This window comes from Candidatus Enterococcus huntleyi, from assembly GCF_009933175.1.
Taxonomy (GTDB): Bacteria; Bacillota; Bacilli; order Lactobacillales; family Enterococcaceae; genus Enterococcus_K; species Enterococcus_K huntleyi.
Genome location: NZ_MAEJ01000030.1, coordinates 42996 through 67753 on the forward strand (window position 1 = coordinate 42996; position 24758 = coordinate 67753).

23 protein-coding genes are annotated in these 24758 nt (G+C 39.4%); 21 read left to right on the forward strand and 2 right to left on the reverse strand.

Features of this window, described 5'->3' with window-relative positions; translation table 11 throughout:
- Positions 1-1277: 1277 nt before the first annotated feature.
- The 3 genes from BAU15_RS12770 to BAU15_RS12780 all read left to right on the forward strand — a co-directional run bounded on the left by BAU15_RS12770 (position 1278) and on the right by BAU15_RS12780 (position 5133).
- Positions 1278-2777 carry an Lsa family ABC-F type ribosomal protection protein gene (locus tag BAU15_RS12770; RefSeq protein ID WP_161843124.1) on the forward strand — a complete coding sequence of 500 codons (1500 nt, stop codon included), beginning with the start codon at positions 1278-1280 and terminating at the stop codon, positions 2775-2777.
- 98 nt (positions 2778-2875) lie between these two features.
- Positions 2876-4024, forward strand: a complete 1149-nt coding sequence (locus BAU15_RS12775; protein WP_161843125.1) for a hypothetical protein — start codon at positions 2876-2878, stop codon at positions 4022-4024.
- A 302-nt stretch (positions 4025-4326) separates the two neighbouring features.
- The gene (locus BAU15_RS12780) at positions 4327-5133 is read left to right on the forward strand and encodes a hypothetical protein (protein ID WP_161843126.1); all 807 of its coding nucleotides are present in this window, start codon (positions 4327-4329) and stop codon (positions 5131-5133) included.
- Between the two features lie 97 nt (positions 5134-5230).
- Here the strand turns inward: BAU15_RS12780 and BAU15_RS12785 are convergent, their stop codons facing one another.
- Positions 5231-5641, reverse strand: a complete 411-nt coding sequence (locus BAU15_RS12785; protein ID WP_161843127.1) for a DUF4430 domain-containing protein — start codon at positions 5639-5641, stop codon at positions 5231-5233.
- An 83-nt stretch (positions 5642-5724) separates the two neighbouring features.
- Between BAU15_RS12785 and BAU15_RS12790 the strand changes: the two genes are divergently transcribed.
- The 10 genes from BAU15_RS12790 (at position 5725) to dhaM (ending at position 14457) form a co-directional block, all read left to right on the forward strand.
- Positions 5725-6237, forward strand: coding sequence for an ECF transporter S component (locus BAU15_RS12790; protein ID WP_161843128.1), 513 nt, complete (start codon positions 5725-5727; stop codon positions 6235-6237).
- A gap of 65 nt (positions 6238-6302) precedes the next feature.
- Complete coding sequence (queG, locus tag BAU15_RS12795; RefSeq protein WP_161843129.1) at positions 6303-7445, forward strand: tRNA epoxyqueuosine(34) reductase QueG; 1143 nt, start codon at positions 6303-6305, stop codon at positions 7443-7445.
- Between the two features lie 168 nt (positions 7446-7613).
- Complete coding sequence (locus BAU15_RS12800) at positions 7614-7814, forward strand: cold-shock protein (protein ID WP_161843130.1); 201 nt, start codon at positions 7614-7616, stop codon at positions 7812-7814.
- A 413-nt stretch (positions 7815-8227) separates the two neighbouring features.
- Positions 8228-8686, forward strand: coding sequence for a DUF2798 domain-containing protein (locus BAU15_RS12805; RefSeq protein WP_161843131.1), 459 nt, complete (start codon positions 8228-8230; stop codon positions 8684-8686).
- A gap of 491 nt (positions 8687-9177) precedes the next feature.
- Entirely contained in the window at positions 9178-9750 is a 573-nt protein-coding gene (gene apf / locus BAU15_RS12810) for an aggregation-promoting factor (protein WP_161843132.1), read from the forward strand.
- A 232-nt stretch (positions 9751-9982) separates the two neighbouring features.
- Complete coding sequence (glpK, locus tag BAU15_RS12815; protein ID WP_161843133.1) at positions 9983-11494, forward strand: glycerol kinase GlpK; 1512 nt, start codon at positions 9983-9985, stop codon at positions 11492-11494.
- Between the two features lie 96 nt (positions 11495-11590).
- Positions 11591-12313, forward strand: coding sequence for an MIP/aquaporin family protein (locus tag BAU15_RS12820; RefSeq protein WP_161843134.1), 723 nt, complete (start codon positions 11591-11593; stop codon positions 12311-12313).
- A 205-nt stretch (positions 12314-12518) separates the two neighbouring features.
- Positions 12519-13502, forward strand: a complete 984-nt coding sequence (dhaK, locus tag BAU15_RS12825) for a dihydroxyacetone kinase subunit DhaK (protein WP_161843135.1) — start codon at positions 12519-12521, stop codon at positions 13500-13502.
- 12 nt (positions 13503-13514) lie between these two features.
- Positions 13515-14096 (forward strand): dihydroxyacetone kinase subunit DhaL, encoded by a 582-nt coding sequence (dhaL, locus tag BAU15_RS12830; RefSeq protein ID WP_161843136.1) that lies wholly within the window; start codon positions 13515-13517, stop codon positions 14094-14096.
- Positions 14089-14457, forward strand: a complete 369-nt coding sequence (gene dhaM, locus BAU15_RS12835; RefSeq protein WP_161843137.1) for a dihydroxyacetone kinase phosphoryl donor subunit DhaM — start codon at positions 14089-14091, stop codon at positions 14455-14457. The genes dhaL and dhaM overlap by 8 nt, the downstream gene beginning before the upstream one ends.
- 132 nt (positions 14458-14589) lie before the next feature.
- Here the strand turns inward: dhaM and BAU15_RS12840 are convergent, their stop codons facing one another.
- On the reverse strand, positions 14590-15702 hold the full coding sequence (locus BAU15_RS12840) for an NAD(P)/FAD-dependent oxidoreductase (RefSeq protein ID WP_161843138.1): 1113 nt from the start codon (positions 15700-15702) through the stop codon (positions 14590-14592).
- 320 nt (positions 15703-16022) lie between these two features.
- Here BAU15_RS12840 and BAU15_RS12845 point away from each other — a divergent pair, with 320 nt between their 5' ends.
- The 8 genes from BAU15_RS12845 to BAU15_RS12880 all read left to right on the forward strand — a co-directional run bounded on the left by BAU15_RS12845 (position 16023) and on the right by BAU15_RS12880 (position 24731).
- Complete coding sequence (locus BAU15_RS12845) at positions 16023-17516, forward strand: phosphohexomutase domain-containing protein (RefSeq protein ID WP_161843139.1); 1494 nt, start codon at positions 16023-16025, stop codon at positions 17514-17516.
- A 398-nt stretch (positions 17517-17914) separates the two neighbouring features.
- On the forward strand, positions 17915-18121 hold the full coding sequence (locus BAU15_RS12850; RefSeq protein ID WP_161843140.1) for a hypothetical protein: 207 nt from the start codon (positions 17915-17917) through the stop codon (positions 18119-18121).
- An 82-nt stretch (positions 18122-18203) separates the two neighbouring features.
- A complete protein-coding gene (locus BAU15_RS12855) occupies positions 18204-18605 on the forward strand; it encodes an organic hydroperoxide resistance protein (protein WP_161843141.1) in 402 nt (133 codons plus the stop codon).
- A 373-nt stretch (positions 18606-18978) separates the two neighbouring features.
- Entirely contained in the window at positions 18979-20232 is a 1254-nt protein-coding gene (locus BAU15_RS12860; RefSeq protein ID WP_161843142.1) for an MFS transporter, read from the forward strand.
- Between the two features lie 168 nt (positions 20233-20400).
- Positions 20401-21075 carry a two-component system response regulator SapR gene (gene sapR, locus BAU15_RS12865; protein ID WP_161843143.1) on the forward strand — a complete coding sequence of 225 codons (675 nt, stop codon included), beginning with the start codon at positions 20401-20403 and terminating at the stop codon, positions 21073-21075.
- A gap of 13 nt (positions 21076-21088) precedes the next feature.
- The gene (gene sapS, locus BAU15_RS12870; RefSeq protein WP_161843144.1) at positions 21089-22132 is read left to right on the forward strand and encodes a two-component system sensor histidine kinase SapS; all 1044 of its coding nucleotides are present in this window, start codon (positions 21089-21091) and stop codon (positions 22130-22132) included.
- 181 nt (positions 22133-22313) lie between these two features.
- Positions 22314-23180: a GRP family sugar transporter gene (locus tag BAU15_RS12875; protein WP_161843145.1), complete on the forward strand. Its 867-nt coding sequence runs from the start codon at positions 22314-22316 to the stop codon at positions 23178-23180.
- A gap of 165 nt (positions 23181-23345) precedes the next feature.
- Positions 23346-24731, forward strand: a complete 1386-nt coding sequence (locus BAU15_RS12880; RefSeq protein WP_161843146.1) for an amino acid permease — start codon at positions 23346-23348, stop codon at positions 24729-24731.
- The last annotated feature ends 27 nt before the right edge of the window (positions 24732-24758 follow it).

The following is a 24758-nucleotide window of genomic DNA, read 5'->3' on the forward strand; positions in this document are numbered from 1 at the left end:
TTGGGAAGCTCTGTAAAACTACTTGTCCAGTAAATGTTCTATTGAATTTGTAAGGATATATAACACGTATATAGTTAGGTTTGAATGGATTATCTATTGAAAAGGATCGTTTCTAAATTTCCGTTTTATTTATTGGGAAAAAGTGGATTTTGTGTTTTTTGAAGAAAAATAAATTGAACTTCCAAAATAATACCCCAAAAGATTAAGTATACTTAATCTTTGGAGGTATTCCTTCTATTGAGCATCAAATAAGCGTCAAAATTCTTCACACGTAAATAGGGCAAAATAGTAAGTATACTTAACCTTTCATTATTTGGAGGATTCCCTGTTGCTAGAGGTGGTAACTGCTAATTTGATTAAATAAATCGATAAGATAACAGGAAAAGGAATACATTCGATAGTAATTTTCGGCGAAATATCAAGGATCAATCCGCATGGAAGATGATAGGTAGTCTAATTAGCTCTTATAGTTAGTTTTTTTTGTTCCCTTTTGGATGTTGGGCGTTTTGCTAGAGATAAGATGCTTCGAAAGTAACTCGCATAGTTGAAATCTAGAGGAGTATACAAATGTACTATTGAATTCATAAGGATATATAACACATTTTAAGTTAAGTTTGAATTCAGAAATCTAGAATATCTGCTGAAAAAAACTAAGAACATCGTCTCAAAATTTTTTTTATTATTTTTAAGGAAAATATAGCTTTTGTATTTTTTGAGGAATAAAAAATTGAACGTCCAAAATTAGAACCCAAAAAATTAAGTATACTGTATATTTTGGGTATTTTTTCTATTAGGTGTCAAATAAGCGTCAAAATTCTTCAGATGATAAATGGGCAAAATAGTAAGTATACTTACTATTTCCTTGTTTTTTAGATTTAAGAGTTAGGTACTGCCTGAATTAAGAAATACTTGTCAAAGTAAGACTATCGAAAGAAAAAATAACAATGACTGAAAATAGTCTTGTCGGGAAACAGAAGAGAGGAGATGGCCATAGAATGGGCGAAACTGTTCATTAATATAGACGCAAGGGTCTTGACAGTGCTGCACTCTACATGCTATCCTTTTGTTATTATAAACGAAAAGTGAGGGATCGCGCATTGAAAATTTAAGTCAAACTGTTGAAGCTGCATTCAGACTAATACCGAACAATGGGATTAGTGTGCAGATTTTCAGGATTGGCTTGAGCTTTCTTATGCGGGGTCTCTTTTTGATCTCATAAAAGCTTATTTAGGGCCATCTCTGAAAATTAGAGGGGCTCTTTTTTATGAGGTGAGAATATGTCTACAATAGAAATTAAAAATTTATCATTTGGCTATGACAATCAAGAGGGATTGTTATTTGACCAAGCAACACTGAACTTTGATGAGCATTGGAAGCTAGGCCTGATTGGTCGAAATGGGCGTGGAAAGACGACGCTATTAAACATTTTACAAGGGAAGCTACCGTATCAAGGGCAAGTCAATAATCAACTGGAATTTGTCTATTTCCCACAAGCGATTAAAGATAAGAACCAATTAACTTACTATGTGCTGGATGAGATTGGCACATTTGAACAGTGGGAACTAGAACGTGAATTGAATTTACTGCACCTATCACCAGATATTTTGTGGCGTGAATTTACAACACTTTCAGGTGGCGAACAAACGAAAGTCTTATTGGCGCTACTTTTTATCGATCAACAACATTTTCCGTTGATTGATGAACCGACTAATCATTTAGATATGTTGGGTAGGCAACAAGTCGCGGATTATCTTAAACGAAAAAAGCAAGGTTTTATCGTGGTCAGTCATGACCGAAATTTCGTCGATGAAGTCGTTGATCATGTGTTGTCGATTGAAAAAAGTCAATTAGTCTTGTATCAGGGGAATTTTACTGTCTATGAAGAGCAAAAACGCTTAAGAGATGAGTTTGAGCAGGCCCAGAATGCCAAGCTTAAGAAAGAAGTCTCACGTTTGAAGAAGACGGCGGCGGAAAAAGCTGAATGGTCGCGTTCTAGAGAGGGCGATAAAACGAAGAGTCGAACAGGCTTCATTGATACGGAAAATCGTCGTGTGAATAAAGGTTCTGTCGGTGCAGATGCGGCTAGAACGATGAAACGTTCTAAAGCGATTGTTACTCGGATGGAGACACAAGCGTCGGAGAAAGAAAAATTGCTTAAGGATATTGAATATATCGATCCACTACAGATGAATTTTCAACCAACCCATCGGCAAAAATTATTGGCTGTCGAAAACTTAGCTTTAGGCTATGAGGGTGATTATTTGTTTGAACCGGTCACTTTTGAAGTGAATAAGCATGATAGAGTGGCAATCACAGGCCCGAATGGTTCCGGCAAATCAAGTATTGTTCGCTATTTATTAGACCAGTTTGATGGACAGGTAATGGGAAATGTTCAGCTGTCACCTGCGACACAAATTAGTTATGTTCGGCAAAATTATGAGGATAATAAAGGAACGCTACAGGAATTCGCCGAAGCCAATAAACTCGATTATCCGATTTTTCTAAATAACTTAAAGAAATTAGGAATGGAGCGGGAAGTTTTCCATAATCCTATTCAACAAATGAGTATGGGGCAACGCAAAAAGGTTGAAGTGGCGAAATCTCTATCTGTCGAAGCAGAACTCTATATATGGGATGAACCATTGAATTACCTAGATGTATTCAACCAAGAACAATTAGAGCAACTTATTTTGTCGGTCAAACCAACGATGCTCGTGATAGAACATGATTTAACCTTCTTGAATAAAATAATGACTAAGCAAGTGGCTTTAAAATAACAAAAACAGCCATAAAAATAAAATACTTCTGTTCTTTATCAACCAAGTATATTATAATTTTACTAAGCGTTTAAAAAACGTGGGAAAGGGATGAAGAAATGAAGAAAAGAACATTATTTGTTGGGGCAATAGCGAGTCTATTTCTATTGGCCGGGTGTCAAGGAAAATCGACGAAAGAAGAATTTATTTCGACGCTAGAAAGTCAATCATCAAAAGAGTACAATGCTGCTGACTTTGATTTTTCAATCGATGACATTAAGAGTGACTCAGATGAAGAAGGAAGCGCGCAGGTTGCAATGATTGCGGCGCAACTGAAAGACATGAAATTCTCAGGAAGCACATTGACTGAGAAAGACGGTAAGAATACTGAAGTCACATTGAATGCTGAATTATTCGGGCAAAAAATTCCTGTGAAAGTTATTCAGTTAGATGAAAAAACCTATCTTTCAGGAGAAACATATACTGGAATTATTGGGTTAGTCTCATCATTTGGCCTACCAGTTACAGTAGATGAAGCGAAAACTGCTGAGCTTAAAACTAAATATATTCCAATCTCTGAGGATATGCTTGAAGAATCTGGCTTAGACCAAGAAGCTGACGTGACTGCAGATAGCGAATTATTGAAAGAATTACAGGATGGTAAATTGAACGACTTGCTTAAAAAGTATGTCGATACAAAAATGACTGATGATGATTTCAAAAAAGACGGCGATAAAATCTCTCACACATTTACCAAAGAAGAATTCTTAGACTTTGCGAAATATGTGAAAGAAAACGGCTCAAAAACGCTTAAAAAATATGTAGAAGATAGTATTGATCCAATCGAAAACGTGGATAAATTTGATTCTAAATTAACAGTTGATACAAAGACGGATAAAATGACGATGAAGATGGATGCTGGTGCTGAAGGCACTGAAATCAAGTTGACAATTAATGTCACGCCTAAGAAATCGAAAGATAAAATTACTGAACCGAACAAATTAGATGTTATTTCAGAAGAGGAAGTTTCTCAATTGATGGAAGAGGCAATGGGTTCAGCCACTTCTGTTGATGGGGAAGATGCTGACTTAGACGCGGATGCTTTAGAAGATTACGAGTTAACAGACGAAGAATTCAACGAAATTTACGATGAGCTTGCGGCTAACAAAGATTCGCTAACTGCAGAGATTATTGAAGAATATTTGGATGCGGTAGGAAGTTTATTGACTGATGAACAAGCACAGAAAATTCGCGATTTAGTTAAATAATTAATTTAATAAAATACGATGAACTGAAAGAGAAGTGACGAGAAATTTGTCACTTCTCTTTTTTAGATTAAAATTAATTCAGCTCTGGTGTAATTAATTTCTTTGAGCAAAAAAGGGAACTTATCGATTTATGTTATGAAGAAAGCCAACTTATTAACGGTTTTCTCCCGTCACGCCAACGTTAGATACAGCATTTTTTAATAACATATGTGCTTTTTATTTGTCGAAAATTCGTACATTTACCAAAAGTTTGCTATACTGAAAGAGGAATTTTCTATTGCTAGATAGTAAGGAGGAGTCATATGGATAAGCAATACGCTTATTATCGGACCTTAGTTGACGCGGTTTCAGATACATACAGCAAAGCAGCAATCAAGCGACAGGATAAGCCTAGAATCAATAAATTGATTGAAGAAACAAATGAATTGTTTAAGCAGGCGCAACAAGAGTATGGCAGATTGAATGAGCTTTCGGAGACTGTTTACTATGAGCAAAAGGTAACGGTAAATGGTGTGGAGGTTACTAGTTACTGGAGCTGGGGGAATCACAATCGCCTGAGCGAACAGGCTTCTATTGACTACTTTATCTGTGTTTCAGCCGCAGGATTTATTTCTGGAGCCGTTGCTAAGCAAGGGGAAACCTATCATAATCGATTGTGGCCGCATGTTTTAGGAGATACTAGCATGTCTCAAGCTCTTCAATCGTTACGTGAAACTATTTATCAAAGTCAATTTGTCGCAAATAATCCTTTCGTTACAATTTTGCATAATCAGTTGGCGAAGCATGCGCGACCGGATCGTATTGAGACAATCACCTACGAACAGCAGCGTGAAATCACTAAGGACAATCCTTATCATTACTTAGATTTTACGACGATGTCAGATATTCAAGCGGATATTTTTTATAAAGTCATCAACGCTAAATTAGTTTCTTTTAATTTTTTTGATGCGCTATCTGAGGAGAAAAAAGGGGCGTCAGCTGATTATTGGACGACGTATCGAGAAGCGCTACATTTGCTGGCGAAGGGGCTAGCGAGAGAGAAAAATCTTCAGTTTGTGAAGATTAATCACCCAAAAAGAGGACTTCAATACGGGTTATATGTCCGTTAATGTGGGCAGATAATTACGTAGAGCTGTGAAATTAAATAAATGAAACGCCCGTTCAGCGATTATTCTATGTGCTGAACGGGCGTTTATTTAGGGTGTTTTAAATTTTATCTAGGGTGAAGTGAATGGTGTCGCCTTCTTTTAGGATCACTTCGGCTGCACCCACTTGGCTCATTTCGTCATTAATCGTGAAGAGCCAGTATTTTCCAGCGGCTTCGTCTTGCGCGTCGCCATCGATTGAGGTAATAAAACCGTCAGTTTCTTCTATAGTAAAGTTAGATTTTAAGGTATCTAATAAATTTGCCCCTTCGTTAGCTGTTAGTGTTTCTGATTTCTTTTCTTCACCAGCAACGGTTAAGATAACATTGACGGTGACCTGCTTTTCCTGACTACTGCTGATAGCAGTGGTTTCTTTTGTTGAGCTAGCGGTTGTTTGTGTCGAATTTGTTGTGCAGCCGGCCAAAGTTGTCGTAGAAAAAATTACTAATAAACCCAAAATTATCTTTTTCATATAAAAAGCTCCTATTCCATAGTGTATAATAAAAACGAATACTACTACTCTACCAAAAAAAGCGGAAGAAGGAAAGAACACTTATGCAAAAGAACTGGTCCACGCGACGAGTAGCACAGCTGGCTTTATTGACAGCATTCTGTGTTGTCGGCCGTCTGTTAACCCAACCTATTCCTAATGTGCAGCCTGTGACCGCTATTTTATTTTTGATTACACTTCATATGGGCCTGATAGCGGCGATGACTGTTGGCAGTTTGTCTATCCTAATCACCAATTTGTATCTAGGGATGGGGATCTGGACGATTGCACAAATAGCGACTTTTTGTCTTCTTTGCCTCCTTTTGTCGGTGATTAATAAGGCAATACCGCTAAAAGATAAATTACTACCGATGCTGATAATTTGTGGCTGCAGTGGCTTATTATATGGCCTGTTGATTTCTGCTATGCTGGCGCCATTTTGGGGCGTTCAAGCTTTTTGGCCGTATTACTTTTCAGGTGTTCCTTTCGACTTGATGCATGGTATTGGAAATATTGGATTCTATTTGTTGCTGCATATCCCTGTTGCTTACATTTTAGCAAAGAGACAGGTAAAGTAATTTAGTTCATCGAGCTATCTAGAAAAATCTAGTTTACACTTACTATAGAAGGAAGTCGTTTATTTATGAATTTGAAAGAGAAAATTATTGCCCAAAGTAAGTTGTTGGGGATAGATAAAATTGGCTTTGCCTCAGCAGAACCCTTTGATCATTTGGAAGAATCATTGCGCGAGCAAAAAGCTAAAGGGCATACTTCAGGATTCGAGCATCCGGTGATTGAGGAACGGATATATTTGGAACGGACTTTTGAAAATCCGCAAACAATCATTTCGATTGCTTTAGCTTATCCGACGAAGGTTCATGAGAAAGTCCCTCGAGATGAAAAGAGGGGGCAATTTGCTAGAGCCTCATGGGGAATCGATTATCATGATATTTTACGGGAACGTCTGGCGAAGTTGATCGAATTTATTCAGATGGAGGCGACCAGTCAACAAGAGAGTGAGGAATGGCGGTTCGCTCCACAGGTTGATACAGGAGAACTAATTGATGTGGCTGCCGCACAACGTGCTGGATTAGGCTTTATTGGTCGGAATGGCCTGCTTATCACAGAAGAATTTGGTTCATTTGTTTATTTGGGAGAGATTGTTACCAATATACAATTTACACCAGATGAGCCGGTTCCATTTGGCTGTGGCGATTGCATGCGCTGTGTAACTGCATGCCCGACTTCTGCTTTATTAGGCGATGGTCGGATGAATGCGCAACGTTGTTTGTCTTATCAAACACAGACGAAGGGCATGATGCCTGAGGAATATCGCAAAAAAATGCATAATGTCATCTATGGTTGTGATATTTGCCAGCTAGTTTGTCCTTATAATAAAGGGAAAGATTTTCATTTTCATAAAGAGATGGAGCCTGAAGTGGAAATTGTTTATCCCAAATTAAAACCGTTACTTTCTCTATCTAATAAAGAATTCAAAGAAACCTTCGGACACTTAGCTGGTTCTTGGCGAGGGAAGAAACCTTTACAACGAAACGCTCTGATTGCTCTTGCAAACCTTGGCGATCGAAGTGCACTACCAGAAATCTGGCAAGCGGCGCATGATGTTCGTCCAGTGATCAGAGGGACGGCTGCTTGGGCGATTGGAAAGTTAGGCAAACGCGAGCCAGATATCTGGCAACCACGTTTAGTTAGCTGGTTAGAGGAAGAGAAAGAAGCCGAAGTTCGAGAAGAAATCGAAAAAGCTCTTTTATTATTAAGTAAGTAATAGTTTTCCTTTACATTTGAAAATAGCCATGGTATACTAATAAATGTAGTATGGTTGTTGAATAAATAAATAGGCTAATTCATTCGTACGAATGATTCAGTTCCTCTTTCTTTAGACGCAAAAGTATTGCAAATAATTCGTGCATATGCACAAATGGAGGAACACATTATGAATACAGGTACAGTGAAATGGTTTAACGCAGACAAAGGTTTCGGTTTTATTACTCAAGAAGACGGAACTGACGTATTCGCTCACTTCTCAGCTATCCAAGGTGACGGATTCAAAACTTTAGACGAAGGTCAAGCAGTGACTTTTGATGTTGAAGAAGGCCAACGTGGCTTACAAGCAACTAACATCCAAAAAAGCTAATAACGACTTATTCTGACAGCCCTTTTCGAAGGGTTGTTTTTTTGTGCTATAAAATAGAAATCTGAACGTACTAATTGATTTGATACAACTATTTATAGACGATCAAGAAAGATTGGAAGAATAGCGAAATGGAATCCATCGGTTAATAAGTTATAAACAAGCTTTATTAGCGTTCTATCGCGTTTTGTTGAAGTCGTTGAGCTAGATTAATATTATATTTTCTTAAGGTTTTGAAATTTTCCTTCTATAGTAATAGCGATTATTTGTGTAGTCAGAAAATCACTAATACAAAATAAGTTTTGTGCCTCAATGTGTATTATTGAAAAAAATATTGGAAATATCTGAAAAAATGCTTACGCGGAGTTTCTTTTTATGATACGATTTTAGATGTCGCAAAAAAAGGAGGAAACAACGTGCCAAAATCAAAAAAAGAAAGTTTATTATTTACATCAATTATGTGTTTCATGATGGTGTTTGGAATGAGTGCTTATAACTTATTGCTACACAATTCATTTTCATGGGGCAGTTTATTCGGCGGATTAATCCCTGGAATTATTGTTGCATTTATCTTGGATACATTTATTGTTGGAAAAATTGCTAAAGGAATTGCGTTCAAATTACCAATTAAGCGAGATAAAATGATCTACATGATTCTAACTATCTCAACACTTATGGTAACAGGAATGGTATTATGTATGTCTCTTTTCGGAGTTGTATTCGAAGGTGGCATTCAAGAAAATATGGGTAGCTTGTATCTTGAAGCGGTTGGTTTTAACTTTATCGCAGCTCTTCCATTACAATTATTAATTGTTGGCCCTATCTCAAGAATGATCTTAGGCAGCTACCAAAAGAAACAATCTGTAGAAGCTTAATCGTAAACTAACAGAAGAGTGATAAAAATTGCTGGAAAAGTGAGACAATAATGTCTCGCTTTTTTTTTGTTTAAATAGAAAAATTAAGTTTTTTTACATAAAAATAGAACAATCGTTATCCTTAGAGGCGTTGATATAGCTGGTGTTTTTCCACGAATTCTCATAAATATTTAATTGTATTTTAGAAAAACAAGACAAAAATTGCGTTGTTTTGTTGAAATTATTCTGTAAAATTCAACATATATTGACCAAAAATCGCGATATTTGTGTTAATAAAATCATTTTATCAAATTGTTTTTTGAAATTAAGAAAAAAACAGGGTGAATAAACGTTGATTTAACAGCGTTCTTTGCTGCAATGTTACAAAAGATAAAATAATCACCGTTTTGCAATCAAATGTCACAATTTTATCACCTATGAAATATTTCCTGATGTTAAAGTGATACCTGTCGTTAAGCGACACAAGCGACAAAGAAAAGGAGAATGTTTACATGAAATCACTTAAAACACTTTTACTAGGAGCAACATTAGCAGCGGGAGCAACCGTACTTTTAGGCACAACAGACGCGTTTGCAGATACTTCATATACAGTTCAATCAGGAGATACATTATCAACAATCTCCGCTAAATATTCTGACGATAGCAATTTTATTCATTCAATCGCAGAAAAAAATCAAATCTCAAATCTTAACTTAATCATTACAGGACAAGAATTAATCATTCCTACAGATAATGGAGAAGTTCTTGAAGCAACAGCGCCTGCTGAAGAAACTTACGTAGAAGCTGATCCCGCACAAGAAACTTATACAGAAGCAGCGCCAGTTGAACAAGCAGCACCGGCTAGCTCATCTTCTGCTAAAGAGTGGATTGCTCAAAAAGAATCTGGTGGTTCTTATTCAGCAACAAATGGTCGATATATTGGTCGTTACCAATTAGACTCATCGTATTTAAATGGTGATTATTCAGCTGAAAACCAAGAACGTGTGGCTGACAATTATGTGACTCAACGTTATGGTTCATGGGAAAATGCCCAAGCCTTTTGGTTATCAAATGGCTGGTACTAAGAAATAACTATTTAGATCGCTTCGGCGGTCTTTTTTTTTGCCTTTTTATACATAAATAAAGGGTTGTTTAATTAAGAAACCGTTTTATTTGTCGTTTTTCTGAGAGGTGTTAAAATGGGATAGAGAGGAGGCCTGCGTTCATCCACTATTTGTAATGAGTGATGAAGAAATAATTTGTTCTAGCAAAAATTGATTGAAAAATGTAGCTAAGAAAAGGAGTGGGATAAAAGAAATGGTTGAACAATATATTTTGTCAATTGACCAAGGAACGACCAGCTCACGAGCGATTGTATTTGATAAGGGTGGCAAAGAAGTGGCCACATCGCAAAAAGAGTTCACACAACATTTCCCTAAAGCAGGATGGGTCGAGCATGATGCCAATGAAATTTGGAATTCTGTTCAATCGGTGATTGCCGGCGCGCTAATCGAAGGTAGCTTACGACCTCATCAAATTTCAGCAATTGGTATTACAAATCAACGAGAAACAACCGTTGTTTGGGACAAAGAAACAGGCTTGCCAATCTATCATGCGATTGTCTGGCAATCGAAGCAGACCAATGAAATCGCAGATGAACTAAAAAATGCGGGACACAAAGAAATGATCCAAAAGAAAACAGGACTGATTATCGATTCTTATTTTTCAGCAACAAAAGTGAAATGGATACTGGATCATGTTGAGGGTGCCCGAGCACGTGCAGAGAAGGGCGAGTTATTATTCGGCACAATTGATACATGGCTGGTCTGGAAGTTGACAGGCGGCAAAACGCATGTGACTGACTACACCAATGCTAGTCGAACGATGATGTACAATATTTATGACTTAGAGTGGGACCAAGAAATTCTCGATTTATTAGATATTCCGGCGATTATGTTGCCTGAGGTGCGCTCAAATTCAGAAATTTATGGCTATACAGAAGATTATCATTTTTACGGACAACAGGTGCCAATAGCTGGCATGGCTGGTGACCAACAGGCGGCATTATTTGGTCAAACAGCATTTGAAAAAGGAATGGTTAAGAATACTTACGGCACTGGCGCATTTATCATTATGAATACGGGTGCTGAACCCATTCTGTCAGATAATGGGCTTTTGACGACGATTGGCTATGGTCTTGACGGCAAGATTACCTACGCGCTTGAAGGAAGTATTTTTGTAGCTGGCTCAGCGATTCAGTGGTTACGCGATGGGTTGCGGATGTTTACGAATGCGCCTGACTCAGAAAATTATGCCGAAAAGGTTCCGGATAGTGACAATGTCTATGTGGTACCAGCCTTTACGGGATTGGGTGCCCCTTATTGGGATCAAGAAGCGCGTGGCGCAATCTTTGGGTTGACTAGAGGAACGACGAAGGAGCATTTCATTCGAGCAACCTTAGAATCATTAGCGTATCAAACTTGTGATGTAGTCAAAACGATGGCGAATGATGCTAAAACAGAAATTAAATTGTTGCGCGTTGATGGAGGCGCTTCAAAAAATGAATTGTTGATGCAATTTCAAGCGGATATTCTGCAAACACCAGTCGAACGGGCAGGTTATTTGGAGACGACGGCTCTAGGTGTGGCTTATCTGGCTGGACTGGCAGTTGGTTTCTGGAAAGATCTGGATGAGATTAAAGCATTGAATCAAACGGGGAATCGCTATGAACCTGAGATGACACCAGAAGTTTGCGAAAACTTATATGCTGGCTGGCAAGATGCGGTCGAAGCCACTATGCAATTTAAACATCGTCCACGCGAAAATTAATTGAAGATAAATAAATCAAGTACAAAATGAATCAGAGATATGCTAAAGGAATATGGATTACACTAAACTAACGAACGTAAGAAAGAAGGAACGAGAATGGATTCATCAGGAATGACACAATTTATTGGTGAGATGATCGGGACAGTTATTTTAGTTTTACTAGGTGATGGCGTCGTTGCAGGTGTGAGTTTGAAGAAAACGAAGGCTGAAGGCGCCGGTTGGATTGCGATTACTTTGGGCTGGGGTGCGGCCGTGGCGATTGGCGCGTATTCATCAGGTTATCTTTCGGCGGCGCATCTTAATCCTGCAGTGACTTTGGCGATGGCCATGACCGGAAATATTGGCTGGGATTTAGTCTTCCCTTATATTGCCGGTCAAATGATTGGTGCGATCATTGGTGGGGTGCTTGTGTATATTCAATATATGCCTCATTGGAAAGAAACCGAAGATTCAGCAACGATTTTAGGTGTTTTTGCTACAGGACCTGCCATTCGTAGTTATGGCGCCAACTTGGTCAGTGAAATTATTGGCACGTTTGTCTTAGTTTTCGGTTTGCTTTCATTTAGCACAGGCGATTTTGGTGCCGGGCTAAATCCTTTGGCGGTCGGCGTACTGATCATGGCGATTGGTTTGTCTCTTGGTGGGACCACCGGTTATGCGATTAACCCAGCGCGAGATTTGGGTCCACGGATTGCTCATGCTTTTCTACCGATTCCAAATAAAGGGGATTCTGATTGGGCCTATAGTTGGGTGCCGGTTGTCGGACCGATGGTTGGTGGTATTTTAGCTGCAGGCTTATTTATGATTTTACCGATTTAAGAGAACCGTTTTGTCGAGAGTAAAAATGTCGAGCCAGTTTAAAGTTGAGTATTTCTTTCATCGAGGAATAATGCAGCAAATGTGCAAATAGATGATTGATTTGTGGAAAGGGTTGTAGCTCATTTCATTACTAAGTGTATTACTTGCTAAAATAATGAAATGAGCGCATCCTTATTTTATAGATAAATGAAAAGGAGAAAAAGGTATGAAAAAAATTATTAATGCCCCACAAGATGTCTTGACGGAAATGGTTGCAGGATTAGTGAGTGCTTATTCTGATAAGATTGAGCAAATTCCGGAGACTTTTGCGGTGAAACGCAAAGAAAATGCCCAACAAGTCGCTTTAGTTAGTGGCGGTGGTAGTGGGCATGAACCTGCGCATGCCGGCTTCGTTGGCGATGGGATGTTGAGTGCTGCTGTTTGTGGGCAAGTTTTTACTTCCCCAACACCAGACCAAATCTATGCAGCGATTGAAGCAACAAATGAAGGTAAAGGTGTTTTGCTAATCGTCAAAAACTACTCTGGCGATGTCATGAACTTTGAGATGGCTCAGGATATGGCTGATATCGAGGATATTCCTGTCGGCTTCGTGTTAGTCGATGATGATATCGCAGTTGAAGATAGTACCTATACACAAGGGCGTCGTGGCGTTGCTGGGACCATTCTAGTGCATAAAATTTTAGGCGCTTGGGCAAGAAATGGTGCAACAGTCGAGCAATTAGAAAAGGCTGGCAAAGAGTTAGTGCCAAAAATTAAAACGATCGGTGTGGCACTCTCAGGAGCAACTGTGCCTGAGGTTGGTAAACCTGGCTTCGAACTAGCAGAGGACGAAATTGAATTTGGCGTCGGCATTCACGGGGAGCCTGGTTATCGTCGCGAAAAAATCCGGTCTTCAAAAGAGATGGCCAAAGAAATCGTCGACAAATTAAAAGCTGAGTTCAAATGGGAAAAAGGCGATACTTATGGCGTGCTTGTCAATGGGATGGGCGCAACACCATTAATGGAACAATATGTCTTCTATAATGATGTCAAAGCTTTGTTGGATAGTGAAGGAATCACGATCACCTTTAGTAAAGTTGGAAATTATATGACCTCAATTGATATGGCTGGTCTTTCTTTAACGATGATTCAAACAGATCAAGCAATCGTTGAAGCGTTGGAAGCACCTGTCGACACAATTGCTTGGTAAGGAGGAATTTGGATGTTTACACCGGAGAATTTAGTAGAAGCAATCAAACTTTTTAATGACAAGATTCAAGAAAATAAAAACTATTTGAGTGAATTAGATACCCCAATTGGCGATGGCGACCATGGAAATAATATGGCTCGTGGCTTGTCAGCAGTGATGGAAGCAACGATTGAAGGTAGTCTATTTGATGAATTCAAAACGATTGCTATGACCTTGATTAGTAAAGTCGGCGGTGCTTCAGGCCCACTCTACGGCACAGCGATGTTAGAGATGGCTAAAGCAAGTAAAGAGACTGACGATGCTGAAACGATTTTGCGTGCCGGAATTGCCGGTATTGAAAAACGTGGGAAGGCAACTCTTGGCGAAAAAACGATGCTTGATTTGTGGATTCCAGCAGTGGAAGCAATCAAAGAAGGGAACTTAACGTCAGAGCGTTTAACAACGCTGACGGACGAGACCAAAGATCTAGTTGCGACAAAAGGGCGGGCATCCTATGTTGGCGAACGGTCAAAAGGCCACATTGATCCTGGCGCAATGTCTTCGAATTATTTCTTCCAATCCTTACTAGAAGCGGGGGTGTTGACTCATGAGTAGTGCGATATTATTAGTTTCACACGTTGAAGAAATCGCCAAAGGTTTGCAACGGCTTTTAGCAGAAGTAGCGAAAGACGTCACGGTTGTAGTCGCTGCCGGTTTAGAAGATGGCGATGTGGGTACATCCATGGAACGAATTTCTGCGGGCATCGATGGAATTTCTGAGGACAATGTGTTGGCTTTCTACGATTTAGGGAGTGCCAAGATGAATTTGGAAATGGCGATGGAGATGACAGATAAAGAAATCCACTTATATGATACAGCCTTCATCGAAAGCGCGTATACGGCAGCGGCTTTACTGCAAGCAGGTGCTGAACGTTCGATGATTGACGAGCAATTAGCTGAATTGAAGATTAAATAAATAATTTAAAGACTGAAAAAAGAAATAAGAGACTTCGCTACTCCCTTGATTAACGATCATCAAGCGGAGGATTGCGAAGTCTTTTTAGTTATCTAGAGTTTTTAAATGATTAGTTCCTATTTTTGACACTAGTTACCTTTTAATATAGGTATCTAATGATTTTTGTAAATCCACGTGATCAAAGGTCTGAGTGTGGAAATATTCTGCTAAGAGGTAACCGATATAAGGTCCGGTTGTTAAACCAGATGATCCTAGTCCACTGGCTACAACGAGTGAGGGATCCTCAGGTAATGGGCCAAAAAATGGCGCAAAATCCGATGTGTAGGCTCGGGTGCCAACACGAATTTGGGGCGGTTCTCCAGCAAATAATTCTGAGCTAGCTAAGAATGGTTGACTGACTTCACGTAGATGATCGTAGGCTTCTTTTGTCGGTGTGAGATCAGTACCCGCTTGATTTTCATGCGTAGCTCCTAATAAAATATTTCCTTGGTAGAAGGGAATCAAATCACTTTCGCCATCTAACATGGCAACCGGCCAGCTCTGACTGTCTTTAAACTTTGTGTTGAAGCTTAAGAGTTGGCCTTTTTGTGGTCGGATATCGATTGTATAACCTAATGGGCTAAGTAAGGCTTTGAGTCCGGGACCGGCAGTTAACGCGAGAAAGTCAAAGGTTCCCAGGTTTTTCTTTGCGTCGGCTGTTTGAACAAGCCAGCTGTCATTGACTTTTTTTATGCTCACGGAAGCGGATTGGAAAATAACGCCGGCAGCAAGCGCTTGTTTTCGTAATTCGTTCAGATAAGCTGCTCCGTCTAACCGGCCGCCGCCAGAAATACGTAAAGAGGGTTGTTGTTTTAAGAGTGGGAGCTGTTTTTGGGTCTCTTCAGCGGATAACAAACTAATTTCGCCAATCTCGGGGGCCTCTAACTTTCTTGATTCTGCTAGCGCAGCGAGGTCTGCTAAATCGTTCTTTTTACGCAACAATAAGGTGCCCGATTGAGTGTAGATTGTTTCATCTAAATGAAAATCAGTCACTAACTTTTCATAGAAAGCGGCGCCTTCACGTGCTAGGCGATACCACTTTTTATTGCGACGTTTAGAGAGCCAAGGTGAAATAATTCCAGCACTGGCTTTAGTTGCCTGTCCGACTTCTGAATCAAAGAGTGTGACGTGGCATTTCTGTTTATCTAAATAGATGGCGAGTGTCATACCGATAATACCGCCACCGATGATTGCTATTTTTTTCATTGTTTTACTCCTAGTTCTTTTTTCATGACTAATCTACTCAAAATAAGAGCAGTCACCTGTCCCCATTTTGCCACAGGTCACAAAAACAGACAAGATTTCTGTATTCTAACTGTTGGATAAGAAAACTTCTAATAAAGTAAAATTTACCAAAAAAGCTTTTTTTATCGTATGATTGTTTGCTATAATGAACTTTACCAAGAAGAAATGAAGCGTTTTAGCTTTTGTTAGATGTAATAATTTGAAAATAATCTTCGTAAAGTAGCTGATAAATAATCAGTTAGCAGAGTATATTTTAATGAATAGAGGGAGGCGGAGAATTTATGTTGAAAGCGTTACAGAATGGTTCGGATATACGTGGGATTGCGATTGAAACGGCTGAACATGCCGCAACGTTAACCGAAAAAGAAGTCGAATTGATTGGCAAAGGGTTAGTGAATTGGCTACGGAGTAAAGGGCTTGAAGGGGTCCTAACAGTCGGTGTTGGTAGAGATAGCCGCTTAAGCGGACCGTCATTACAACAGTGCTTAATGGCTAGTTTAGTGGCCGAAGGGGTTGAAGTAATCGATTTTGGCTTAGCTACGACGCCGGCGATGTTTATGGCAACTCAATTTGAGGAGTTTAGCTGCGATGCAGGGATTATGCTGACGGCCAGCCACCTTCCTTATTATTTTAATGGAATCAAGATTTTTAGTCAGACAGGTGGCGCGGAGAAAGAAGATATTCACTATATTCTTACGCATACGGACAGTCAAGCTGACAAGGAAAATGAGAGAGATAGTCGCGGAGTTGTGGTGAAAGATATTCTTACGCCGTATGCCGCGGATCTTGTCGCTAAGATTCGTCAAGGAATGAAGACGACTAGTAAAAAACCACTTACAGGATTTAAGATTATTGTCGATGCTGGCAATGGTGCAGGGGGCTTTTTTGCTGAAAAAGTTTTGAAAGCGTTGGGAGCAGATACTACAGGCTCGCAATTTTTAGAGCCGGATGGTCATTTTCCTAATCACATTCCTAATCCTGATAATAAAGAAGCGATGGCGAGTATTCAGTCAGCGGTGCTGACTCACCAAGCGGATTTAGGCGTGATTTTTGATACGGACGTAGACCGTTCTGCGGTTGTTTCAAAGAATGGCGAAGTAATTAACCGAAATAATTTGATTGCTGTATTGAGTAAAATTACGTTACAGGAGCATCCCGGAACGAGTATTGTCACTAATTCGCCGACCTCTGACCATTTAAAATTATTCATCGAAGAAAATGGCGGCAAACAGGTCCGTTATATTTCTGGCTACCGCAATGTCATTAATAAATCGATTGCCTTAAATGCAGAAGGAATCGATAGTCAGTTAGCAATTGAAACAAGTGGTCATGCGGCCTTCAAAGAGAATTATTTCTTAGATGATGGCGCGTATGTGATTGCTAAAATCCTGATGTTGCTACCAAGTCTAAAGGAAAATGGCCAAACATTGGATCGCTTAATTCAAGAATTAAAACAGCCAAAAGAAACGCGCGAGATTCGCTTTCATCTATTGGGGGACGAGTATCGTCAGACAGGCGAAAAAGCGATTGCTGAATTACCAGAATTTTTGAAAGATCAAGCTGGTTTTACGGTAGATCCAGAAAATGAGGAAGGTATTCGTTTCAAAGTTTCTGCTCCTTATGGTAGCGGTTGGTTTTTATTAAGAATGAGCTTGCATGAGCCTTTACTAGTCTTACAAGTTGAGAATGACGAAGTGGGAAATAATCAGCAAGTGATTGACCGATTGTCTGAATTCTTTAATAAATATCAAGAGATTGAAGAAAAGCAAGCATAACGCATTTTTATTTTAGAAAACGCATGTTTGCGCTTGCAATTTTTGGCTAAAATGCTCATTATAGAAGATAGAGAACGGAAGTGGGGGGCAAAGTCTTGTCGTGCCCCATTGTCCGAATAAACGGTGTGACCGAAGTAGCTTCAAGAAATAAGAAGAAATTCCAGAAAATTATTTCTGATTTTTTGAAGCTGACCACTTCTGTCACAGCCGTAATACATAGCTAGCTGAACTTGAAAAGATAAATAGTGTTGGTAAAAATAGAACAAAAAAAACGATTGAAGCGATTAGCAGAAGGAAACGTTAGGCTATTTGCTGGGGACTTGCTGTGGTGGCGAGGAACTTACTTTTGAAGAGAAGAATCGTTTGAAAAAAAGGTGTAATTACTCGAGGTGGAAAGAATGTTAGTCAAGTTCATAGTCGTAACGACTGTTTTTACGTATGGGACCAATTTTTTAGTGTATCTTTATTTAAAAAATCAACGCAAAGCCGATGTGATAGAGAAACTCTCCATATACTTTGGGGTCAATATGTCGGTCATGTTGATGGACGGGGTGTTGTTATTTGTCGGGAAGTTATTAGAGGACGGTATTTTGTTGCTAGAATAATTCACAAGGCGAATCTTTTGTTTTCTGTCTGAAAAGCCACTACAATAATAAGTGAAGGAATAATAAAAAGGAGTGGATTTTAGTGAAAAAAGTTTATGAAACAGCAATGATTAACCATGGTGGACGTGAAGGGGAAGTTCAAGCACCAAACGGCACAATGAAAATGAAGATTACTGCCCCAGGTATCCATAGCGAAGGAACAAATCCTGAACAATTGTTTGCTGCAGGCTATGCGTCTTGTTTTAATGGCGCCTTGCAACATATCTTAAAAGAAGAAGGCGTTGAATCAGAAACAGAAGTTAAAGCTCGTGTTTCTCTTTATACTTTAGACGATGGAGGCTACACAATTGGTGTTATCTTAGAAGTGCATCTTGAAGGCTTAGACAAAGATACAGCTACAGAGATGACGGATAAAGCCCATGCGTTCTGTCCTTATTCAAAAGCAACAAAAGGCAATATCGAAGTTGAATTAGTGATTGTTTAAGAAAATAATCGTTTAAAACAAAATGAACGACAAAAATCAGCTGTGAGCAATCATGGCTGTTTTTTTGGCGTTTTGAAGAAAGAATTCTAATTTGGCCAGAGAGTTTTTGTCTAGATAAGATCATAGGCCACATTCGGGCTGCCTTTTATCAAAAAGCTTGTAGCTTGGTCCATAGGTAGTTCAACAAAGATGTTGATCTTATTACTAAATCAGGTGAACTAGCTTAGAGCTGTAGAAATTATCAAGTTTTCCTTACCCCATCTCTACGCCTTTAGTCTGAGAGAAGTTCGGCCTCAAGGCTGTGTGTCGGTTAGACTTTACATGGTACTCTTAACTTAAGAAAAAATTAAGTTTTAGAAAGTTAGGTGAGGAAATGAAAAAAAATCTATTGTTTTTGATGTTAGGTCAAGTTATTTCTGTATTCGGGGGAGCGATTTTGCGTTTTGCCTTATCCCTTTATGTGTTGGATCAAACAGGGCGGGCGGATATTTTTGCGACTATCTTAGCCATTTCTAGTATTCCGGTCTTATTTGCTCCGATTGGTGGAGTGATTGCTGACCGCTTTAATCGTCGAAATTTGATGGTCATGATGGATGTGGCCAATGCCGTGTTAGCGGTTGGTTTGTATTTTGTTCTGGGAATGGATCAGGCGATTGTCTTGATTGGAATCTTACTTTTCGTCCTGTCGATTGTTGGCAGCTTCGATACGCCAGTAGTTACAGCAAGTATTCCGCTGTTAGTGGAGCACAAAGATTTGGAGAAGGTTAATGGCTTAGTTAATAGTGTGCTGGCTCTTTCCAATGTGGCTGCGCCAATTATCGGTGGGATTCTGTATAGCTTGATGGGTGTTGAAACGTTAGTGATTAGCACAACGGTCTTCTTCGTTCTTGCGGCTGCGGTTGAAAGTTTATTGAAGATTCCCTTTGAAAAACGGCCAATGGAAAATGGGGCGTTTAAAACATTAACTAAGGATTTGAAGGAAGGCTTTTTAGATGTAAAAAACAATCGAGTGATTCGTAACGCGGTAGGAATTGCTGCCCTGATTAACTTTTCATTAAGTTCATTCTTTGTTGTCGGCATACCGATTGTGCTACGTGTGATATTAAATGCCAACGATTCAATGTACGGAATTGGTATGGCGATGATTAGTCTGTCAACGATTATCGGGGCATTAATGACGGGTTATTTTTCGAAAAAGCTTTCCTTGAAGACACTCTATATGACCTTCTTATTATCAGGAATCTTATTGATGGTGATGAACCTTGGCTTATTATTTGCCGGCAGTGGCGTGGGACAAGTAGTGAGTTGGATTGTCTTCTTCGCGACAGGCATTCCGATTGGGATGTTGATGAGTATCATCTCAGTCTACCTGATTAGTATGATTCAACGGATTACACCGAAGCATAATCTAGGGAAAATTATGGCGATTATTGTCGGTGCTTCGCAATGTGCGATGCCGATTGGCCAGATGGTAGTAGGGCTTCTCTTGAAACAAACCAATAATCAAGTCTTCTTCCCAGTAACTTTGATTGTTATAATCATTGTATTGATCTCCGTATGGTGTTTCCAATTGTTCAAGGATACAGTGGATACTGACGTTCAGTATCGTAAGAAAACAAGCGTATAATTTTCCTGAATTCATTATTGGACAATCGTAAAAATAAGGTATAATAAGTTCAAGACAAATTTTCTGTTTTGAGCTTATTTTTATGGCCGAATGGGGACGTGCTAGTGTGTATTTTGAAAGGCTCAATCAGTTTTCAAGAATGACAGCGTGAGGGAGGATGGTCTGAAAGTGGCTAAAATTATGGTCGTAGAAGACGAGGCGGTTATCCGCCAATTATTGATGGAAGAATTAGAAAAATGGCAATTTACTAGCTTTGGCACGACTGATTTTAATCAGGTAGTTGCTGATTTTGAGCAAGAAGAACCTCAATTGATTTTATTGGATATTAATTTACCGGTCTATGACGGCTACTATTGGTGTCAAAAAATTCGCGAACTGTCGAAAGTACCGATTATTTTCATTTCTAGCCGTAATACGAATATGGATATGATTATGGCGATGAATATGGGGGCAGATGATTTTGTGACGAAGCCGTTTCAGTTAGATGTGTTGATTGCGAAGATTAATGCTTTATTGCGCCGTTCGTATAATTATGTGGAGAATGCTAATGAGATGATGACTCATAATGGTATCACGTTGAATGTCGACAATGGAAGTATGGAGATTGCTGGCGAAACAATCGATTTGAGTAAAAATGAATATCGTTTATTGTATATATTGATGAAGCAACACGGTAAAATCTTGACTAGAGAGAAACTGTTGCGTGCGCTATGGGATGATGAGCGTTTCGTTGACGATAATACATTAACTGTGAATATCAACCGGCTCCGCAAGAAAATTCAACAAGCTGGGCTGGAAAACTACATTGAAACAAAAGTCGGACAAGGCTATATTGTGCCTTAGATAAGGAGCAAAAATGACTGTTTGGAAGTTTATAAAAGACGAATGGCTGTTAATGGTAGGCTGGCTCTTTTTTGTGGCTCTCACAGGCGTGGTTATGTGGCTTAGTCCTGGATTAACAGTGGATTGGTCGACGCTGGGCTATCTGTTTGTGATTGAAGGTGTCTTACTGATTATCTTTATGGCGGCTTATTACATTTTAAAAAAGAATTGGTGGGACAAGCTGACTATCACAGAGGATACGTCTACCTTACAAAATTATTTGGAAGGGGCAAATTTGCAAGATGAGCAGCTAGTGCAGGATTATATTAATCAGCTAATTCGGGAGCATCAAGGGGTTATGCAATCGGCAATTAGTAATCAACAGGATCAAAAAGACTATATTGATTCGTGGGTTCATGAAATTAAAGTGCCGTTAGCTGCAATCCAATTGCTCATTCATTCTATTGAATATGAGATTGATGATTCGAAGTTTACGCTCCTGGAAAATGAATTATCCAAAATCGATGAATATGTTGAACAAGTCTTGTATTATGCTCGTCTAGATAGCTTCTCTCGTGATTATTTGATTCGAGAATATTCGCTTAAAGCAATTATTCAACCCGTGATGAGAAGTCAGGCTAATTACTTTATCCAAAAGAATATTCATTATTCGATCTTAGGTGAGGATCTTTTCGTACTGACTGATGGAAAATGGGTGGGCTTTATTTTCCGCCAGATTCTCAGCAATGCCATCAAATACACGCCAAAAAATGGCGAAATTACCATTACGATTACCCGACGTGGAACGGGGATTTTGCTTTCCTTAAAAGATACAGGGATTGGCATTCCCAAACAAGATATACGCCGGATTTTTGACAAAGGCTTTACCGGCGAAAATGGCCGACTAAATGAGCAGCATTCGACAGGCTTGGGACTGTATCTAGCAAAGAATTTAGCAGAAAAATTAGGCATTGAGCTGACCGTTGAATCAGTCGAGAATCAGGGGACGACGATGAATCTATTCTTCCCAGCTTTAACTTTTTATTCGAAGGAAACAGAGGAACCTGTAAGAGAATGATGAGTATTCGCCGAAAGCTTCACTAGAAAACACTCAAAGAATAAGTAAATATCTGAGAAAACCGTGATAATCACGGTTTTTTTCTTGTGTCGCGAACGGTTTCATTGTTACACTCAATCCTTGAATGAGTTAGTTTGTAAAGCATAGTATAGATGAAAGTCATAAACGATAGGAGAACAAGATGGATATATTGATTGCGTTAGTCCCGATGGTTGCATGGGGAAGTATTGGACTTGTAAGTGGGAAAATCGGTGGAGATGCTAATCAGCAAACACTAGGTATGACCATGGGTGCTTTTTTGTTTTCAGTCGTCACAGTTTTTGTTTTACAGCCGGCTGTAAGTGGTTGGATTCTGTTGATAGGATTCTTATCAGGTCTTTTTTGGAGTGTTGGTCAAAATGGTCAGTTTCATGGCATGAAGCATTTAGGCGTCTCTGTGGGCTTACCGTTATCTACGGGTATGCAGTTAATTTTAAATACGGTAGCAGGTGCGGTATTTTTCCATGAATGGACAAAAAGTAAAGATTATTTCCTTGGGATCACGGCGTTGATTTTTTTGGTTATGGGTGCCTACCTGACTGTACGACAAGATGACGACGGTCAACCGAAAACTAACCAAAAGATGTTGAACTTCAGTAAAGGATTCCGAGCATTGATTTTTTCTACGATTGGTTATGGCTCGTATACCATCTTAATTACCTGGGCGCAGATCGATCCAGCTGCTGTAATTCTGCCGCAGAGTGTGGGGATGTTAGTCGGGGCAAGTCTGTTTGCTTTTCGAAAAGTGTCTATTAATCGCTTCGTTTGGAAAAATATGCTTAGTGGTCTTTTGTGGGGTGCTGGGAATGTTTGTATGCTCTTAACGCTACAAAAAGTCGGTTTAGCCGTTAGCTTCTCGCTCTCTCAAATGGGTATCATTATCTCTACTTTAGGCGGCATTTTTATCTTAGGTGAAACAAAAACTAAAAAAGAAATGACATATGTAATTTTAGGTTGCCTTTTGGTAATTCTCGGTGGTATTCTTTTAGGGTATATGAAGACTGCGTGATTAAAGCTAAGAATAAAAGGTAAGGTTTGAAATCAAAATAAAATCGAAAATAAAGACAAAAATAAAGTCGAAGTCAAAGGTAACAACAAAGGTAAAGACAAGCCTAAAGATTGAGACTAAAAAATATAAGTAAGCAACAAGTCACAGAACTAAGCGGAGGCTAATATGGATATTTTCCGAAAAAAGACGATGGCGCGCACCGCGCCGAGTGGCATGAAAAAAGAGTTAAAAGCAAAAGATCTAATCATGTTGGGAATTGGTGCGATTATTGGGACAGGGATTTTTGTTGTGACAGGTGTTGCAGCAGCTGAGACAGCTGGACCAGCACTAATTGTTTCATTTATTTGTGCGGCACTGGTAGTCATTCTATCGGGGCTTTCATTTGCTGAATTTGCTTCACGAATTCCTGCCTTAGGTGGACCTTACGCCTATATCTATGTGGTTTTTGGTGAGATTGTTGCGTGGATGACCGGCTGGTTTTTCATTTGTGAGTGTTTTTTGGCCATTTCATCTGTGGCTTCAGGCTGGTCAGGTTATTTACAAGGCTTCTTGAGTAGTGCAGGCATTCATTTGCCAACTGCCTTGACGGCTGCATACAATGCGGAGAAGGGGACTTACATTGATTTAATTGCTGTTTTAGTCCTTATCGCAGTGACCTATTGGGTTTCTTTGGAAGCTAAAACAGCGTTACGTCTGAATAATTTGATGGTTTATGTGAAATTTGGCATTATCATATTGTTTATTGTTGTAGGAGCCTTCTTCATTCAGCCAGATAATTGGCAGCCATTTATGCCAAAAGGAGTTCCTGGTGTGCTAGACGGAGCAGCGATTGTTTTCTTCGCATTTCTAGGCTTCGACTCAGTGGCGATGGCCGCCGAAGAGGTCAAGGATCCGCAACGCGATGTGCCAAGAGGAATTATTGGCTCGATTGTGATCGCGACTGTTCTTTACATTGTGGTGACTTTAATTTTGACAGGGATTGTCCCGTTTGACCAATTAAACGTCAAAGATCCAGTGGCCTTTGCGATGCGCTATGTTAATCACGGATTTGTCGGCTCAGTCATTTCTGTTGGAGCGATTTTAACTTTATTAACCGTGACTATCTCCATGATGTATTCACTCGCTCGTGTGTTATATGCGATTAGTAAGGATGGGCTGTTACCTAAATTCATGAGTCAGCTCGATGAAAAACGGCGGACACCCAAGAATGCAACCTATGTGGCAGGAGTCGTAGCGATAATCTTTGCTGGAATTTTCCCACTAAATTTACTCGCTGAATTTACTAATATTGTCGCCTTGATGTATCTAATCATCATTTCACTCGGCTTATTAAAATTAAGAAAAATGAAGGGACTGCCTGAAAAAGGTCAATTCAAAGTCCCTTGGGTGCCTGTGTTACCGATTATTTCTATCTTAACCTGTGTCTTTCTGATGTTCCGCCTAGATTTAACCACTTGGATTGTCTTTTTAATCTCAATTGTGGTGGGCTTAGCCATCTATTTCGGATATGGTTACAAACATAGCTTGTATGAGAAGAAAACGCACTCGTAATAGACGTGGGATAAAAAATAGTTATCA